Origin of the sequence: Thermus caliditerrae (assembly GCF_021462525.1) — a bacterium.
GTDB classification, from domain to species: Bacteria; Deinococcota; Deinococci; order Deinococcales; family Thermaceae; genus Thermus; species Thermus caliditerrae.
The window spans coordinates 178152-194410 of the sequence record NZ_JAKEDT010000001.1 but is presented as its reverse complement, the minus strand read 5'-3'; the positions used below and the strand labels follow the sequence as shown (position 1 = coordinate 194410).

General features: G+C 68.4%; 15 protein-coding genes. 12 read left to right on the top strand and 3 right to left on the bottom strand.

The genetic code is table 11. From position 1 onward, the window contains the following. Positions 1-5 precede the first annotated feature (5 nt). From mtnA to L1088_RS01000, 4 genes are all read left to right on the top strand, one after another. Positions 6-998: an S-methyl-5-thioribose-1-phosphate isomerase gene (gene mtnA, locus L1088_RS01015; protein ID WP_234553343.1), complete on the top strand. Its 993-nt coding sequence runs from the start codon at positions 6-8 to the stop codon at positions 996-998. Further along, a complete protein-coding gene (locus L1088_RS01010) occupies positions 979-1593 on the top strand; it encodes a ComF family protein (RefSeq protein WP_234553342.1) in 615 nt (204 codons plus the stop codon). Before mtnA ends, L1088_RS01010 begins: the two co-directional genes overlap by 20 nt. A 56-nt stretch (positions 1594-1649) precedes the next feature. Beyond that, positions 1650-2048, top strand: coding sequence for a DUF4258 domain-containing protein (locus L1088_RS01005; protein WP_234553341.1), 399 nt, complete (start codon positions 1650-1652; stop codon positions 2046-2048). A 92-nt stretch (positions 2049-2140) separates the two neighbouring features. Continuing rightward, positions 2141-2749: a DUF2202 domain-containing protein gene (locus L1088_RS01000; protein ID WP_234553340.1), complete on the top strand. Its 609-nt coding sequence runs from the start codon at positions 2141-2143 to the stop codon at positions 2747-2749. Here the strand turns inward: L1088_RS01000 and L1088_RS00995 are convergent. Next, positions 2746-3114, bottom strand: coding sequence for a zinc uptake transcriptional regulator (locus L1088_RS00995; protein WP_234553339.1), 369 nt, complete (start codon positions 3112-3114; stop codon positions 2746-2748). The two genes, L1088_RS01000 and L1088_RS00995, sit on opposite strands and share 4 nt — an antisense overlap. Before the next feature lie 57 nt (positions 3115-3171). On the opposite strand from L1088_RS00995, the gene L1088_RS00990 reads away from it, so the two are divergent. From L1088_RS00990 to L1088_RS00970, 5 genes are all read left to right on the top strand, one after another. Continuing rightward, entirely contained in the window at positions 3172-4188 is a 1017-nt protein-coding gene (locus L1088_RS00990; protein ID WP_234553338.1) for a YibE/F family protein, read from the top strand. Between the two features lie 58 nt (positions 4189-4246). Next, positions 4247-5374, top strand: a complete 1128-nt coding sequence (locus tag L1088_RS00985) for a metallophosphoesterase family protein (RefSeq protein ID WP_234553337.1) — start codon at positions 4247-4249, stop codon at positions 5372-5374. Beyond that, positions 5349-8216 carry an AAA family ATPase gene (locus L1088_RS00980; RefSeq protein ID WP_234553336.1) on the top strand — a complete coding sequence of 956 codons (2868 nt, stop codon included), beginning with the start codon at positions 5349-5351 and terminating at the stop codon, positions 8214-8216. The genes L1088_RS00985 and L1088_RS00980 overlap by 26 nt, the downstream gene beginning before the upstream one ends. Positions 8217-8357: 141 nt before the next feature. Next, positions 8358-8735: a CBS domain-containing protein gene (locus L1088_RS00975; RefSeq protein WP_234553335.1), complete on the top strand. Its 378-nt coding sequence runs from the start codon at positions 8358-8360 to the stop codon at positions 8733-8735. A 118-nt stretch (positions 8736-8853) separates the two neighbouring features. Beyond that, on the top strand, positions 8854-9843 hold the full coding sequence (locus L1088_RS00970; protein ID WP_234553334.1) for a pectin acetylesterase-family hydrolase: 990 nt from the start codon (positions 8854-8856) through the stop codon (positions 9841-9843). On the opposite strand, the gene L1088_RS00965 is transcribed toward L1088_RS00970, so the two are convergent. After that, positions 9797-10582, bottom strand: coding sequence for a hypothetical protein (locus L1088_RS00965; RefSeq protein ID WP_038047153.1), 786 nt, complete (start codon positions 10580-10582; stop codon positions 9797-9799). The genes L1088_RS00970 and L1088_RS00965 overlap by 47 nt on opposite strands. A gap of 53 nt (positions 10583-10635) precedes the next feature. Then, positions 10636-12960 (bottom strand): ATP-dependent DNA helicase RecG, encoded by a 2325-nt coding sequence (recG, locus tag L1088_RS00960; protein WP_234553333.1) that lies wholly within the window; start codon positions 12958-12960, stop codon positions 10636-10638. 15 nt (positions 12961-12975) lie between these two features. Here recG and L1088_RS00955 point away from each other — a divergent pair, with 15 nt between their 5' ends. Genes L1088_RS00955 through L1088_RS00945 form a run of 3 tightly spaced genes read left to right on the top strand, consistent with a single transcriptional unit; the run spans position 12976 to position 16250 of the window. Further along, the gene (locus L1088_RS00955) at positions 12976-14190 is read left to right on the top strand and encodes a M16 family metallopeptidase (protein ID WP_234553332.1); all 1215 of its coding nucleotides are present in this window, start codon (positions 12976-12978) and stop codon (positions 14188-14190) included. Continuing rightward, positions 14180-15400 carry a M16 family metallopeptidase gene (locus tag L1088_RS00950; protein WP_234553331.1) on the top strand — a complete coding sequence of 407 codons (1221 nt, stop codon included), beginning with the start codon at positions 14180-14182 and terminating at the stop codon, positions 15398-15400. The genes L1088_RS00955 and L1088_RS00950 overlap by 11 nt, the downstream gene beginning before the upstream one ends. Next, a complete protein-coding gene (locus tag L1088_RS00945; RefSeq protein ID WP_135259398.1) occupies positions 15390-16250 on the top strand; it encodes a DMT family transporter in 861 nt (286 codons plus the stop codon). The genes L1088_RS00950 and L1088_RS00945 overlap by 11 nt, the downstream gene beginning before the upstream one ends. Positions 16251-16259: the final 9 nt, after the last annotated feature.

Genomic DNA, 16259 nt, shown 5'->3' with positions numbered 1-16259 from the left:
TGGCCGTGGAGCGCGTCCTGCCCTTCCGCTTTGAGGAAAAGGAGGGAGTGTTCTGGCTCCTGGACCAAAGGAAGCTCCCTCTGGAGGAGGTCTGGGTGCCGGTGCGCACCGCAAGGGAGATGGCCGAGGCCATAAGGGCCATGGTGGTGCGGGGGGCCCCAGCCATTGGGGTTTCCGCGGGCTTCGGCATGGTCCTGGCCCACCTTAGGGGGGAAAACCCGGAGGAGGCGGACCAGCTCCTGCGGCGAAGCCGCCCCACGGCGGTGAACCTCTTCCATGCCCTGGACCGCATGCGGGCCCACTGGGGGGACCTGGAGGGGAGCCTGGAGGAGGCCTGGGCCCTTTGGCGGGAGGTGGAGGCCACGGAAAAGGCCATCAGCCTCCACGGGGCCAAGGTGCTAAGGGGCCAGGTCCTCACCCACTGCAACACCGGCCCCCTGGCCACCGGGGGGTACGGCACCGCCTTGGGGGCCATCGTGGAGGCCCACCGCCAGGGGCGGGTGGCCCACGTCTGGGTGGACGAGACCAGGCCCTACCTGCAGGGAGCCCGCCTCACCGCCTACGAGCTAAAGAAGGCGGGGGTTCCCGCCACCCTCATCACCGACAACATGGCGGGCTTCCTCATGGCCCAGGGCCGGGTGGATGCGGTCATCGTGGGGGTGGACCGCATGGCCTTAAACGGGGACTTCGCCAACAAGATCGGCACCTACGCCCTGGCCGTGCTGGCCCACCACCACGGGGTACCCTTTTACGCCGCTTTGCCCCTGGCCTCGGTGGACCCCAAGTTCTCCACGGGCGAGGGCATCCCCATTGAGGAAAGGCCCCCGGAGGAGGTGCTGGAGCTAAGGGGGGTGCGCCTGGCCCCCCCGGGTTTTCCCGCCTACCACCCGGCCTTTGACGTGACGCCCTACCGCTTCCTCACGGGGATCATCACGGAGAAGGGGGTGCTCTACCCCCCCTTTGAAGAGGCTCTTCGGGATGCCCTGGGGCTTACTTGAGGGGCTTTTAGGCCACGCTTGCCCAGGCTGCGGGGGGAGGCTGGACGCCCCCCTGCTTTGCACCCGTTGCCGGGCAGGCCTCCGGGCCTTGGCCGCTGGGGATGCCGTCTACCTGGGCCTTTACGGCCGGGTGGGGGGGGTGGCCCGGGCCCTCAAGTACCGGCGGCGCTTTGGCCTGGCCCCCCTCCTTGCGGAGCCTTTGGCCCTTGGCGTGCGGGAACGGGGCTGGAAGCTGGCTGGGGTCACGGCGGTACCCACCCTCCTGCCCCGCCTCCTTCTTCGGGGCTACAACCCCCCCGAGCTCTTGGCCAAGGAGGTGGCCCGGCTTCTGGGGCTCCCTTACCGGCGGGTCCTCCGGCGGGTACGTTACGCTCCCAGCCAGCCCACCCGGGGGCGGGGCCGCGCCTACCTGCCCCAGGACCTCTTCGCTCCCCAGGCCCAGGTGGCGGGGGCCTGGCTCCTGGTGGACGATGTCCTCACCAGCGGGGCCACCTTCTTGCGGGCCAAAGGGGCCCTCCTCGAGGCCGGGGCGAGCCGGGTGTACGGGGCCTTCCTGGCGGTGCGGGACCCTGGGGCCCTGGGTCCATACCGCTGAAGCCCACACTTCTCCCTGCCCTTGGTCCTAGACTGGGGCAAAGGGGGTGGGTATGCGTGAGGAAGCTGCGTAGGTTAGCCGACCTTCTCCCCCACCTCCGGGAAGGCCGCTACCGCCTGGGGCCCCACGTGGCCAAGCACATGCTCCAGGAGGGTTTTACCGAGCTGGATGTGCTCCGCGCTTTGGAGTGGGGGCGGGAGCTGGCCATCTACCCTGAGGACCAAAGGATGCTGGTCCTGGGGTACATGGTCTTTCCTCCGCGCTTAAGGCTTCCCCTGCACGTGGTTTTGGAGTACGCCGCCCCTCGCCATGTGGACATCGTGACCGCCTTCATCCCCAAGGAGCCCCACCGGGTCTACTCGCGGGCCCGGCTGGCCGCCATCGTGCGCTTTGACGGGGCCCTGGAGGAGGTCCGTTGGAGCCAGCCTTGGCACCTCTACCCAGCCTGGGAGTAGGCGTTCATGATGGGTTCACAGGGCGAGGCTACCCGGTTCACCGCCCTTCCCGCAGGCTGGGGTTCGGCCCTAGGGCCGGGAGGTGAGTGCAGATGCGAGGCATGCTTTGGACGTTAACTTCAGCGGCGGTGGCGGTGGTCTTGGGCGTGGGTGCGGCGCAGGTGGGTGCTTCCCCCGCCCCCACCCTGACGCCCCAAGAGCGCGAGGGGCTTTTGTGGATGCGGGAGGAGGAGAAGCTGGCGAGGGACGTGTACCTGACCTTGGGCAAGCTCTACCCCATCCCGGCCTTCCAGAACATTGCCCACAGCGAGAAGCAACACATGGCCGCGGTGGCGCGCCTGCTCGCGGCCTACGGCCTGCCCGATCCTGCCCAGGGTAAGGGCGTGGGCGAGTTCAGCAACCCCGAGCTGGCCCGGCTGTACCAGGAGCTCGTGGCCAAGGGGCAGGCTTCCCTCCAAGCCGCCTTGGCGGTGGGGGCCTACATAGAAGAGCTGGACATCCAAGACCTGCGGGTGCGTTTGGCGCAGACCCAGCGGCCCGATATCGTGGCGGTGTACCAGAACCTCATGCAAGGTTCCTGGAACCACCTGAGGGCCTTTGCGGGAAACCTTTCGGCCATCACCAAGGAGCCCTACCGGGCCCAGCTGCTCTCCCAGGCGGAGGTGGATGCGGCCTTGAAGCGTTCCCCAGGTCGCCCCTAGGCGCAGTCCGGGCAACGGCCGTAAACCGTCACCTCGTGCCCCTCGGCCAGGAAGCCGGGGGGCAGGTGGCTTTCCAGGGTCAGGTCGCAACCGGAAAGCTCAAACACCCTGCCGCAGAGGCGGCAGAGGAAGTGGTGGTGGTGCTCCCGGCCCGCGGGCTCGTAGCGCGAGGGTTCGCCGGGAAGGGCCACCGGGGTGAGAAAGCCCTCCTCCACCAGTCCCTTCAGGGTGCGGTAAACCGTGGCCAGGCCCAAAGAGGGTACCTTTTGCTTGGCCAGCTCCAGCACCTCCTGGGGGGATAGGGGACGGCCCGCCTCGAGGAAGGCCTCCCGGATGGCCCGCCGCTGCCGTGTGGAGCGCTCCATGCCCCCAGGATAGCAACTTGAGAAGAAGTTTTCATGCGGGACGGGTAGAGTGGGGGCATGCGGCTTTTCCTCCTGGCCTTCCTCTGGCTTCTGCCCGCCTGGGCTCAAGGGGGTGGGGAGTACCTGCTGGGCCGGGTGCTGCTCTTGGAAACGGAGCGGGGCCTGGCCCAGGTGGAGGTGGGGGGGAGGGTGGAGTGGGCCCAGCTCCCTGCGGACGGGGGTGGGTTTCGCCCGGGAGAGCGGGTGCTCCTCTACCGGGAGGGGGGGAGGCTTTACGTCACGGAGCCCGACCGCCTGCCCTGGATGGGCTTGCTCTTAGGGCTTTTTGTCCTTCTGGCCACCCTTTTGGGTCGGGGCAAGGGGGTGAGGGGGCTTATGGGCACCTTCCTGAGCCTCTTGGTGGTGGTCTACTGGGTGGTGCCCAGCGTGGCCGCGGGGGGCAACCCCCTCCTTTATGCCTTTCTGGGGAGCGTGGGGGTTCTCTTGTTCACCATCTACTTGGTGCACGGGGTAAACCGGAAGACCACCGCGGCCTTGCTGGGTACCCTGCTTTCCGTGGCCTTCGTGCTCTTCCTTGCCCTCCTTTTCACCCGGGCCATGGCCTTCACCGGCCTGGCCTCGGAGGAAGCCCTCCTCCTCCGGCAGTGGGGCGGGGTGGACCTCCTCTCCCTCTTTCTGGCGGGGGTGGTGGTGGGCACCCTGGGGGCCTTGACCGATGTGAGCGTGACCCAGGCGGCGGTGGTCCAGGCCCTGAGCCACGCCAATCCCCGCTTCGGCCTTGGGGAGCTTTACCGCCGGGGGATGGAGGTGGGCTACGACCACATCGGGAGCCTGGTGAACACCCTGGTCCTGGCCTACGCCGCGGGCTCCTTGCCCCTGTTCCTCCTCCTCACCAAGGACCCTACCCCCTTGCGCTTCCTCCTCAACACCGAGCCCTTCGCCGCGGAGATCGCCAGCATGGTCTTAGGCTCCTTGGGGCTTCTTTTGGCGGTGCCCCTCACCACCTTGGTGGCCGCCTGGGCCTTCCAGGGGGGGAAGGGGGGGCCGGGGGAGGGGCACGGACACGCGCACTAGGGCCTGAGGGGGCCTGGCCGTCCAGAAAAGGAGGACCAGGGTAGCATAGGGAGAGCGTATGCGCCTATTGCACACCGCCGACTGGCATTTGGGAAAGGTATTAAGGGGCGTGGACCGGACCCCCGAGATTGGACAGGCCCTCAAGCGCCTTCTGGAGATCGTGAGGGAGGAACGGGTGGAGCTGGTGGTGGTCTCGGGCGACCTCTTTGACCGCCCCCAGGTTTCCTCGGAGGCGGAGGCCCATGCGGTGGAGTTTTTCCTGCGGCTTAGGGAGCTTGGGGTGCCGGCTTTGGTCATTGCGGGGAACCACGATCCCAAGGAGCGCCTCGAGGCCCTTGCCCCCCTCTTTGCCCTGGCGGGGGCGGAGGTGCGGGGGAGGCCCCTTTTGCGGGAGGAGGGGGGCGTGGTGCCGCTAAAGGGGGGGCTGGAGGCCGCCCTCCTCCCCTTCGTTTCCGAGCGGGTCCTGGTGAAGAAGATCTTCCAGGAGGAGGGGGAGCGCCACCGCAGCTACGGGGAGGCCATGCGCCGCATCCTGGCCAACCTGCAAAGCCCCCTGATGCTGGGCCACTTCGCCGTGGAGGGGGCCAGGCCGGGGGCGGGGGAGTTCGTCTTTCACCTCACCGGGAGCTACGCGGTCCCCCACGCCGCCTTGCCCCTTGGCGCCCGCTACCTGGCCCTGGGGCACATCCACCGCCAGCAGCAGGTGGCCGAGGCCCCCCTGGCCTGGTACCCGGGGAGCCTGGTGCAGCTGGACTTCGGGGAAGGGGAGGAGGCGGAGCGGGGCGCGCTTTTGGTGGAGCTTCCCCTTTCGGGCCTTGCCCGGGTGCACCCCATCCGGGAGCGCTGGGGCAGGCCCCTCAAGACCCTTAGGCTCCGCCCCGAGGAGCTGGACGCCCGCTTGGCCGAGGTGGAGGGGTTTCCCGGCTACCTGCGCCTGGTGGTGGAGGGGCGGCTGGCCCCAGTGGTCAAAGAGCGGCTGTTCGCCTCCCTGCCCCGCCTGCTCTCGGTGGAAACCTCGGGCGTCCTGGTGGAGGAAGGCGGGGAGGGCCAAACGGAGGAAGCAGGCTTCGTGGAAGCCTACGGAAAGTATCTGGAGGAGCGGGGCCGCAAGGAGGAGGCCCTCGTGGAGCGCTTCACCCAGGTGCTGGAGGAGGTGGAGCATGAGGCCCTTGCGCTTAACCCTTGAGGGCTTCGGCCCCTACCGGGAGCGGCAGGAGGTGGACTTCTCCGATGTGGAGCTCTTCGCCATCACCGGGCCCACGGGCAGCGGAAAGAGCACCCTCCTGGACGCCCTTGCCTACGCCCTCTACGGCCGGGTGCCCCGGCTTGGGCACACCGTGGCCGAGCTCAAGCACCCGGCGGCCCTCGAGGCCCGGGTGGCCCTGGCCTTCCAGGTGGGGGGGCGGGTCTACCGGGTGGAGCGGGCCCGGGGGAAGAAGACCGAGGCCAGGCTCTTTGAGGTGCGCCCTGAGGGGGAGCGGCTCGTGCCCCTGGAGACCCTGGACCGGCTCAACGAGGCCCTCCAGGACCTCCTGGGCCTCTCCTACGAGGCCTTCACCCGGGCCATGCTCCTGCCCCAGGGGGAGTTTGACCGCTTTCTGAAGGGAGAGGCCAAGGAGCGGCGGCGGCTCCTTCTGGACCTTTTTGAGCTTTCCCGGCTGGAACGGGCCCGGGAGAAGGCGGCGCAGCGGAAGGCGGCCCTCGCAGAGGAGAAGGCCCGGCTGGAAGGGGAGCTTTTGACCCTGGAGGCGGCATCCCCGGAGGCCAAGGCGGCCCTGGAGGCAGAGCTCGCGCGGGTGGAGGGGGAGGTGGCCCGGTGGGAGGGCGAGGTTAGGCGCCTGGAACAGGCGCTTAAGGAGGCGGAAGACCAGTGGAAGACGGCCCGTCGCCGCCAGGAACTCCTGGCCCGCCTGGCCCGGCTGGAGGGGGAGGCGGAGGGCCTAAAGGAGGTGCGCCGCCGCCTGGAGCGGGCAGAAGAGGCGGAGCGGGCCTTGCCCCTCTGGCGGCAGCTGAGGGAAAGGGAGCGGGCCTTAGCTGCTACCCAGGAGGCCCTTCGGCGGGAGGAAGCCCGCAGGGAAGCCCTCCTGCGGGAGCGGCGTTCCTTGGCCTTTGACCTCGAGGCCCTGCAACGCCTGCGCACCGCCTTGCTGGAGGCCCAGGGCCTTGTGGCCCTGGAGCGCCTCTGGCGGCGGGTGGGGGTTAGGGAGCACCCCTCGCCCCGCGTGGACCCCGAGGCCCTGGAGAACCTTCTGGAGCGGGAGGTTCCCCTGCGGCTGGAGGCGGAGGCCCTTAGGGAGTGGCGGGAGGTAAGGGCACGGCTTTCCGAAAAGCAGGAGGCGTTGGCGGCCCTAAGGGCGCTTTTGGCCTCTTTGGAGGAGGAGGGAAAGGAGGCCAGGGCCCGTCTGGAGCAACAGGAAGCGGCCTTGAAGGCCGCCCAGGCCCACCGCCTGCACGAGGCCCTGACGGCCTTGGAGCGGGAGCGCCAGGAGCTTTTAGAGGAGCGCAGGAGCCTGGAAGCGGCCCTAGCGGAGCTGGTCCAGGAGGAACGGCGGCTTGGCCTCCTCGCCTACCATGACCTCCTGGAGCCAGGGAAGCCCTGTCCCCTCTGCGGGGGGGTGGTTCACGCCCTGCCTCCCAGGCCAAAGGGGAGGGACCTTTCCGGGGAGCGCCGCCAGTTGGAGGGGGCTTTGCGCCGGGTGGAGGGCCGCTTGGGGCAGATAGCGGGGGAGTGGGCGGCCAAGGCCGAGGCCCTGGCCACTTTGGGGGCGGAACCTGTCCCCGGGGATGAGGCCGCCTTGGTCAGGCTGGTGGACGAGGCCAGGGCGCGCTTGGAAGAGCTTCGCGACCGCTACCGCACCGCTTTGGGGGAGGCGAAGGCCCTGGAGCGGGAGGTGGAGCACCTGAAGGCCGAGGAGGCCCGGCGCAGGCGGGGGCCGAAGGCCCCGGAGCTGGCCGAGGTGGAGGCGGCGCTCGCCGCTTTGGAAGAGGAGAAGCGGGCCCTGGCGGCAGGGCTGTACCGCTACCTGGAGGAGCGCACCGGGGGGCGGCCCGTGGCGGACTACTTGGCAGGGCTCAAAGGGGAGCTCAGGAGCCTGGAGGCCAAGGAGGAGCGGGACCGGGCCTTGGCCGCGGAGCTGGAAGGCCTGGAGCGGACCCTTTCCGCCCTCAAGGCCCGGGAGGAGGAGCAGGCCAAGGCGGTGGCGGAGGCCCGGGAGCGGGTGGAGGGGCTGATGCCCGAGGCGGAGGCGTTGGCCCTCCACCTGTCCCCCGAGGAGCGCCAGGCCCTGGAGGCCCGCCTGAGGGCCCACGAGGAGGAGCTTCGCCAGGTGCAGGCGGAGCTCCGGGCTTTGCCTCCTCAAAGGGAAGTGCCCTTACCGCAGGCTGAGGTCCGGTGGCGGCAGGTGCAGAAGGACCTGGAAGCGGCCCAGGCCCAGGCCCTGCGCCTACGGCAGGAGGAGGCGGTGCTCCGGGAGCGGCTTGGGAAGCTGGAGGGGCTCTTGGAGCGGAAGCGGGTACTGGAGGGGCGGGTGGCCGAGGTGGTGCGGGAGGTGGCCCTCTGGGAAAAGCTTGCCCTGGATCTGCAGCAGCACAACTTCCCGGCCTACCTTCTGGGCCTCAGGCAGCGGAGCCTGGTGGAGCGTGCGGACGAGCTTCTGGCCACCCTCTCCCAGGGGCGCTACCGCCTCCTTTCCCAGGGGGACGAGTATGTGGTGCTGGACCTCTGGACCGAGGCCAAGCGCTCGGTCAAGACCCTCTCTGGGGGGGAAAGCTTTTTGGCCAGCCTCTCCCTGGCCCTGGCCCTTTCCGAGGAGCTCTCCCGGGGGCGGTTGGGGGCGCTGTTCCTGGACGAGGGTTTCGGCACCCTGGACCCGGAGGCCCTCGAGGGGGTGGCGGGGATCCTGGAAAGCCTCCCGACCCGGGGGCGGTTGGTGGGCATCGTTACCCACGTGGAGGCCTTGGCGGAGCGGCTTCCCGCAAGGCTGTTGGTGCGCAAGCATCCCTCGGGAAGCCGGGCGGAGTGGGCGTGAGGGCGGGGAAAGGGCTTATGGGATGCTTTTGTTGCATCAAAGGAAAGGGAGGTTTGTCCCTACAGCGCCCGATACCCTTCGGGGTATGTTAGATTTGCCCGGAAAGCCCAAGCTGCCTCCTCCCGGGCAAGGAGGTGTGTCGTGAAGAAGGCGAAGGACATCATGTCCACCGAGGTGGTGAAGATCCAGGGCTCGGCCACGGTGAAGGAGGCCATCAACCTCATGAAGGAAACAGGCCTCCGCGCCCTTATTGTGGAGCGCCGCAGCGAGGAGGACGCCTACGGCATCGTCACGGAAACCGATATCGTCTACAAGGTCATCGCCTACGGCAAGGACCCGGCCACGGTACAGGTCCACGAGATCATGACCAAGCCCGTAATCACCGTAAACCCCGACCTGGCGGTGGAGTACGTGGCCCGCCTCTTCGCCAACACCGGCATCCGCCGCGCCCCCGTGATCCAGGGCGAGGTCATCGGCATCGTTTCCGTCACCGACATCCTGCACAAGGCGGTCTTCTAGCTCCCTTAGGGGCCCCGGTTGCGGCGCAAGCCGCAACCGGGTACTTGTTTAGGCACCTTGTGGCCCTTTTGCTTGACCTGGTCCAAGCGCTTCTATAGACTCGGGGCGGAGGTGGAAAGTGAAGCGGCTTTTTGCCTTCTTGTTGCTGTTGGGCTTAGCTTTGGCCCAGGGCCTCGAGGCCATCTGGAAAGCGGTGGAGGTTCCTGGGGGTGTCTGCGCCGACGGGTCCCCCTACCGCTTCTACGTGAGCCCGGGAGACCCTAAGAAGGTGGTCATCGACTTCCAGGGGGGAGGGGCCTGCTGGAATGCGGCCACCTGTGGGCCGGAGAGCCAGACCTACCGCAAGCGGGTGGACGTGCAGGAGCTCCTCCTGGCCCAGGGCATCTACAACCGCTTGAGCGTGGCCAACCCCTTCCAGGGCTGGACCCACATCTTCGTGCCCTACTGCACCGGCGATCTGCACGTGGGCCGGGCCACCGTGGACTACGGGGGCTTTAAGGTGTACCACCAGGGGGCCAGGAACGCTCTGGCGGCCCTGGAATACGCCTTCCGCAACCACACTAACGCCGAGCGGGTTTTCGTGACCGGCTGCTCCGCCGGGGCCTATGGGGCGGTCTTCTGGGCGGACAAGGTGCTCGCCACCTATAAGAACGCCCAGGTGGCGGTCTGCGGGGATGCGGGGGTGGGGGTGCGCACCGAGGGCTTCCCGGGCTTTCAGGTGTGGAACCCCCGTTTGCCCGAGCTTCCCGGCCTTTCCCCAAACCCCCAGGTGGCGGAAATCTACCTGGCCCTGGCCCAGGCCTTCCCCAAGGCCCGCCTCGCCCAGTACACCACCCTCCTGGACGGCACCCAGATCTTCTTCTACGGCCTCATGAAGGGGGAGCGCGCCCCCAGCGAGGCCACCGCCCGGGAGTGGGCGGAAGGGGCTTTGCGGGCGGTTTCCGCCCCTGCCCAGGCGGAAAACTACACCTTCTACCTGGCCCCTGGGAGCCAGCACTGCATCCTGCCTCGGCCGGAGCTTTACACCTTGAAGGTGGGGGAGGTCTCCTTCCTGGAGTGGCTTAGGAACCTGGCGGAAGGGCAGACCCCGACCCGGGTGCGCCCCTGAGGCCGAAAGCGGCGAACCAATCCCGCAGCTCGGGGTAGAGGGCCAGGAGGAGGCGGTGCCCCTTCTTCCGGTCCAAGGGGGCTGCTTCCAGGAAGGCGTTGAGGAGGCGGTCCCCGTCCTCTTCCAAAAGCGCCTGGGCCTTTAGCGTGAACTGGGCCTGGAACCACAGGGCGCTTTCCAGGCTCCCCCGGCGCCTTTCGTAGCTGGAAAGGCTACGCGTGGCAGGGCTTAGGCGCGAGAGGTACGCGCTCCAGGAGAGGAGGTGCTTCGCTAACTCTGGCCTGGCCCTTTCTAGGCCCAGGAGAAAGAGGTAGTTGGCAAAGAACTCGTCCAGCCACCTGGCCCCCGTGCGCAGGCGCCAGGCCACCTGCAGGGCGTGGGCGTACTCGTGGCCCAGGTTCAGGTCCAAGAACGCGGGGATCTCCCCCGGGGGCGGCCCCAGGGAGAGGAGGACCTCCCGCAGGCGGTGGAGGAGCCTTTCGGGGTAGCGGAGGGGGGCGTAGAGGGCGAGGGTGCCCCCCTCGCTCCGCTGGAAGGGAAGGCCGTAGGGATGGGGAAGCCGGGCCCGCCAGTCCCGCTCCGAGAGCACGTAGAGGACCACCGGGGGCACGGGGGCGTAGGGGAGGTAAACCTCCCGCAGGGCGAGGAGGTACGCCCGCAAGCCCTCCGCCCGCAAGGTACCCCCTTCGGAGGCGAAGGCGGGCAGGTGGGGGTGGGGGAGGGCTTTGAGGTGGGCCATGGGATGCCTTCCTTTGGGGGCCCTGCTCTGGCCTCGCCAGGGCAGGGAGGGCCTCAAATGACTTCCCGGAAGCCGATGCGCTCCGCCTGGGCCCTGAGCTCTTCCTTTAGGGCCTGGTGCTCCGGCAAGGAGAGGTCGGGGTCCTTTTCCAGGATGCGCCGGGCCAGGGCCCGGGCCCGTTCGATTACCTCCGTGTCCTCCGCCAGGTCCCCCAGCTTGAGCTCCGGATACCCCGACTGCCTTGTGCCCCTGAGCTCCCCAGGGCCCCTTAGCTTCAGGTCCATCTCGGCGATGTAGAACCCGTCCGTGGACTCCTCCAGCACCCGCAGGCGCTTGAGGGTTTTCTGGCCCGCTTCCCCGGCCACGAGGATGGCGTAGCCCGGAAGGCCCCCCCGCCCCACCCGGCCCCTCAGCTGGTGAAGCTGGGCCAGGCCGAAGCGCTCCGCGTTTTCCACGATGATGAGGGTTGCCCGGGGGATGTCCACCCCCACCTCGATGACCGTGGTGGACACCAAAAGGTCAAAGGCCCCTTGGCGGAAGGCCTCCATCACCCCGTCCTTTTCCCGGGCGGGCATCCGGCCGTGGAGGAGGGCCATGCGCACCTCGGGGAGGAGCCCTTTAAGCTCCTCGTAAAGGGCGGTGGCCGCCTTCAGGTCCAGCTCCTCGGACTCCTCGATGGCCGGGGCCACCACGAAGACCTGGTGCCCCCTTTTGACCTCCTCCCGGGCGAAGGCGTAAGCCTGGAGGCGCAGGCGGTGGGGGAGGACCTTGGTCTTCACGGGCTTGCGCCCCGGGGGCATCTCGTCCAGGATGCTGACCTCGAGGTCCCCGTAAAGGGTCAGGGCCAGGGAGCGGGGGATGGGGGTGGCGGACATCACCAGAACATCGGGGGGAACCTTGGCCAGCTTCAGCAGGGCCCGCCGCTGGAGGACGCCGAAGCGGTGTTCCTCGTCCACCACCGCGAGGCCGAGGTCTCGGAAGCCCACCCCCTCCTGGATGAGGGCGTGGGTGCCCACCGCCACCTGGGCTTCCCCCGAAAGGAGCCTCCCCGTGGCCGCCTCCTTCTCCCTCTGGCTCATGGAGCCCAAAAGGAGCTCCACCCGCACCCCCAGGGGGAAGAGGTAGCGGGTGAGGTTTTGGTAGTGCTGCTTGGCCAGGATCTCCGTGGGGGCCATGAGGGCCCCCTGGGCCCCGTTCATGGCCGCCAGGTAGAGGGCGAAGGCCGCCACCACCGTCTTCCCCGAGCCCACATCCCCCTGGAGGAGGCGGGCCATCTGGCGGGGGCTTTGCATGTCCTTGGCGATCTCCGCCATGACCCGTTCCTGGGCCCCCGTGAGGGGGAAGGGGAGGGCCTTCTTGAAGGCTTCCACCCAAGCCTCTTCCACGCGAAAGCTGCGCCCCAGGACCATGCCCCCGGCGTCCAGCAGGGCCTTGAGCTCCAGGAGGAGGTACTCGTCGAACTTGAGGCGGAGGAGGGCCCCTTTCAGGGCCTCCTCGTCCTCGGGGAAGTGGATGGCCCTTAGGGCTTCCGTGTAGCCCAGGAGGCGGTGTTCCTCCCGGTAGGGCTCCAGGGGGTCGGGGAGGGGGAGGGCCATCTCCAGGGCCCGGTGGACGGTGCGGCGCAAAAAGGCCTGACCCACCCCTTCCTTGGCGGGGTAGATGGGGACGATGCGCCCGGTGGAGAGGGACTCCGTGCCCTCGTCCTCAAAGTGCTCTACATAAAGCTGCACCCCGCCCCGCCTTTGCACCCTTCCGGTGACGATGAGGGTGGCGCCCTCCTGGATCTGGGAGAGGACCCAGGGCTGGTTAAACCAGACCAGGGTGAGCCGCCAGCCCCAGGCGTCCTGGGCTCGCACCTGCACCACCTGCATCCCCTTCCTGGGGGTCTTGACCAGTTCCTTGGAGAGTACCTTCACGAAAAGGGTGGCCTTCTGGCCTTCCTCCAGATAGCGCACCCCGGGGAGGGCCCTTCGGTCCTCGTAGCGGCGGGGGTAGTAGTGAAGGACATCCCGCACCGTGTGCAGGGCTAGCTCGGAGAGTTTCTTGCGGCTTTGCGGGGGGGTTAGGAGGTGGGCGGGGTCCTTGGGGGAGAGCTTTCCCGAGGGGGGCCGCCCAGGGGCCGAGGGAGTGGCCTGGGGAGGGGGAGCACCGTTCGTCAGGAGGCGGAGGGCTTCCTCCAGGATGGGAAGGCGCTCCTGGGGGGTCTTCTCCCCGTAGCCTTGGAAGAGGCGCTGGAGGTGAGGAAAGGGCCGGGCCAGGTTCTGGATGAGGCCCTCGAGGCCCCCCACCACCACCTGGTCCTTGGCCCCGTCCTTGATCTCCCGCAGGATGGGCCTAAGGAGCCTTTCCCTGAGTTCCCCTTCCCTCACGCTCCCCATGATACCCTTAGCCCTGTGAGCCGCGTGGAGCGATTGCCCAATGGGCTTCTGGTGGCCCTGGAGGAGCGGGACTACCCCGGGGTGGCCTTCCAGCTTTTGGTGCCCGCCGGGGCGGTGAACGAGCCTGAGGGGCTTTTGGGGGCCAGTACCCTCATAGAGGGTTGGCTCTGGAAGGGGGCGGGGGAGCTGGACGCCCAGGGCCTGGCCCAGGCCCTAGACGCCTTAGGGGTCAGGCGGCAAAGCGGGGCGGGGCTGGAGTACACCCTTTTTACCGCCGCCTTTTTGCCGGAGGTGCTGGAGGAGGTTTTCCGCCTCTACGCCCTTCTCCTCACCCGTCCCAGCTTCCCTGAGGAGGCCCTGGAGGCGGTGAAAAGTGTGGCCTTGCAGGCCCTTCTCTCCCAGGAGGACCAGCCTGCAAGGAAGCTCTTCTCCGAGCTCCGGCGCCGGGTCTTCCGCTCCCCCCACGGGCGGGATCCAGTGGGGCGGGAGGAGGACCTCAAGGGGGCTGCGGCGGGGGAGTTGCGGGAGGACTTTGGAAGGCGCTACACCCCCAAAGGGGCCATCCTGGCGGTGGCGGGTGGGGTTTCCTGGGAAAGGCTTCAGGCCGCTTTGGAGCCTTTTTTGGCCTGGGAAGGGGAGGAGGCCTTTTACCCCTCGCCGGAGCTTTCCGAGCCCCACCGCTTCCAGGTGGAGCGACCCACCGCCCAGGTGCAGATCGGCCTGGCCTATCCCGACGTGGGCCCGGACCACCCTGGTTTCTATGCGGCCCGGTTGGCCCTCGAGGTCCTTTCTGGGGGCATGAGTAGCCGCCTTTTCACCGAGGTGCGGGAGAAGCGGGGACTGGTCTACGCGGTGAGCGCCTTTCCTGCCGGGGTGCGGGGCCAGGGTCTTCTCATGGCCTACGGGGGCACCACCAAGGAGAGGGCCGGGGAAACCCTAAGGGTCATGCTGGCGGAGATGGAGCGCCTGGCGGAAGGCGTTACGGAGGAGGAGCTTTCCCGGGCCAAGGTGGGCCTCAAGACCGCCTTGGTGATGGCGGACGAGTCGGTCCGCGCCCGCGCGGGCTCCATGGCCCGCGACCTCTTCGCCCTGGGGCGGGTGCGGCCCCTTGCGGAGATCGAGGCGGCCATAGAGGGAACCACGCTGGAGGCGGTGAACGCCTTCTTGCGATCCCATCCCTACCGGAACCCGTGGGTAGGGCTTTTGGGGGAGGTGGCGCATGTTTCGTGAGGCAAGCCTCAAAAACGGCCTCCGGGTCATCGCCGAGGTGGTGCCGGAGGCCAGGAGCGTGGCCTTGGGCTACTTCGTGAAGACCGGGGCCCGGGACGAGGCCCCCGAGGAGAGCGGGGTCAGCCATTTCCTGGAGCACATGGTCTTCAAGGGGCCCGAGGGGATGGACGCCCTTTCGGTGAACCTGGCCTTTGACCGGATGGGGGCCCAGTACAACGCCTTCACCTCCGAGGAGGCCACGGTCTTCTACGGGGCTGTGTTGCCGGAGTTCGCCTTTCCCCTTCTGGAACTCTTTTCCAGGCTCATGCGCCCCGCCTTGCGCCAGGAGGACTTTGACACCGAGAAGAAGGTGATCCTGGAGGAGATCGCCCGCTACCAGGACCGCCCCGGCTTCATGGCCTACGACTGGGCCCGGGCCCGGTTTTTCGCCGGCCACCCCTTGGGAAATAGCGTGCTGGGGACGGTGGAAAGCATCACGGCCCTCACCCGGGACCAGATGGCCCAGTACCACGCAAGGCGCTACCTTCCTGGGAACATGGTCCTGGCCGCCACGGGAAAGGTAGACTTCGAGGCCCTGGTGGCCGAGGCGGAAAGGCTTACGGAGGATTGGCCTTTAGGGGAGGCGGAGAGGGTCTACCCGACCCTAAACCCGGTCCAGGGGATGGAGGAGCATCCCTACGAGAAGGCCCGGGCCCTCTATTTGGTGGGCCTTTTCCCCGGGGTAAGCTACCAGGAGGAGGAACGCTTTGCCGCCCAGGTCCTGGCCCACCTCCTGGGGGAGGAGGGCTCGGGGCGGCTCCACTTCGCCCTGGTGGACACGGGCCTCGCGGAGACGGCCTCCTTCGGCCACGAGGAGGCGGATGGGGCGGGCTTTTTCCACGCCTACGTGCAAGCCGACCCCGCCCATAAGGAGGCGGTCCTCGAGGCCCTGCACGGGGAACTGGCGCGCCTGGAGCGGGAAGGGGTGAAAGAGGAGGAGGTGCAAAGGGCCAAGACCCCCCTGGCCACGGGCCTGGTCTTCGCCGGGGAGACCCCGATGGGGCGGCTTTTCCACCTGGGGATGGAGTACCTCTACACCGGCCGCTACCTCTCCCTGGCGGAGGTGAAGGACCGGGTGCAGAAGGTGGGGGCGAGGGAGGTGAACGCCCTCCTGGAGCGGGGTTTCCTGAAGCAAGGGCTCTACTATCTGGTGCTTCCCCATGGAGCCTAGAGCCTTAGGGGCGGCCCTTTTCACCATCCTTTTCTGGGCCAGCGCCTTCGCGGGGATCCGGGCGGGGCTCCAGGGGCTTTCCCCAGGGCACCTGGTCCTCCTCCGCTTCCTCACCGCCAGCGCCCTCCTCCTCCTCTACGCCAGGGCCACAGGCCTCCGCCCCCCCCGGAGGGAGGACCTGCCCCGGCTTTTCCTCCTGGGCGTTTTGGGCATCACCCTCTACCACACGGCTTTGGTCTACGGGGAGCTTTGGGTGAGCGCGGGGGCGGCGAGCCTCCTCATCGCCACGGGGCCGGTTTTCACCGCGCTGCTCTCCTACCTCCTCCTTGGGGAGCGGCTCAGGCCCTTGGGGGTCTTGGGGTTCGGCCTGGCCCTGCTGGGGGCCGCCCTCATCGGCTTCGGGGAGGGCGGCGGGTTCGCCTTCAGCCCAGGGGCCCTTCTCATCCTCCTCTCCGCCCTTTCCACCTCCTTCTATTTCGTGCTGCAAAAGCCCCTCTTCGCCCGCTACGACAGCCGGGAGATGACCGTTTACACCCTGGTCTTGGGCACCCTGCCCCTCCTCCTCTTCCTGCCGGGGCTTCCCGAGGCCCTCCGCACCGCTCCCCGGCCTGCCCTCCTCGCCACCTTGTACCTCGGTGCCTTTCCCGGAGCCCTGGCCTACCTCACCTGGACCTACGCCCTCTCCCGCACCCCGGCCTCCCGCCTTTCCAGCTTCCTCTACCTCTCCCCGGTCCTGGCCATCCTCATCGCCTACCTGTGGTTGGGCGAGGTGCCGAGCCCCCTCTCCCTCCTGGGAGGAGGGCTAGCTCTCCTTGGCGTTCTTCTCGTGAACTTCCGGGGCGTAAAATAGCCCGGAGAG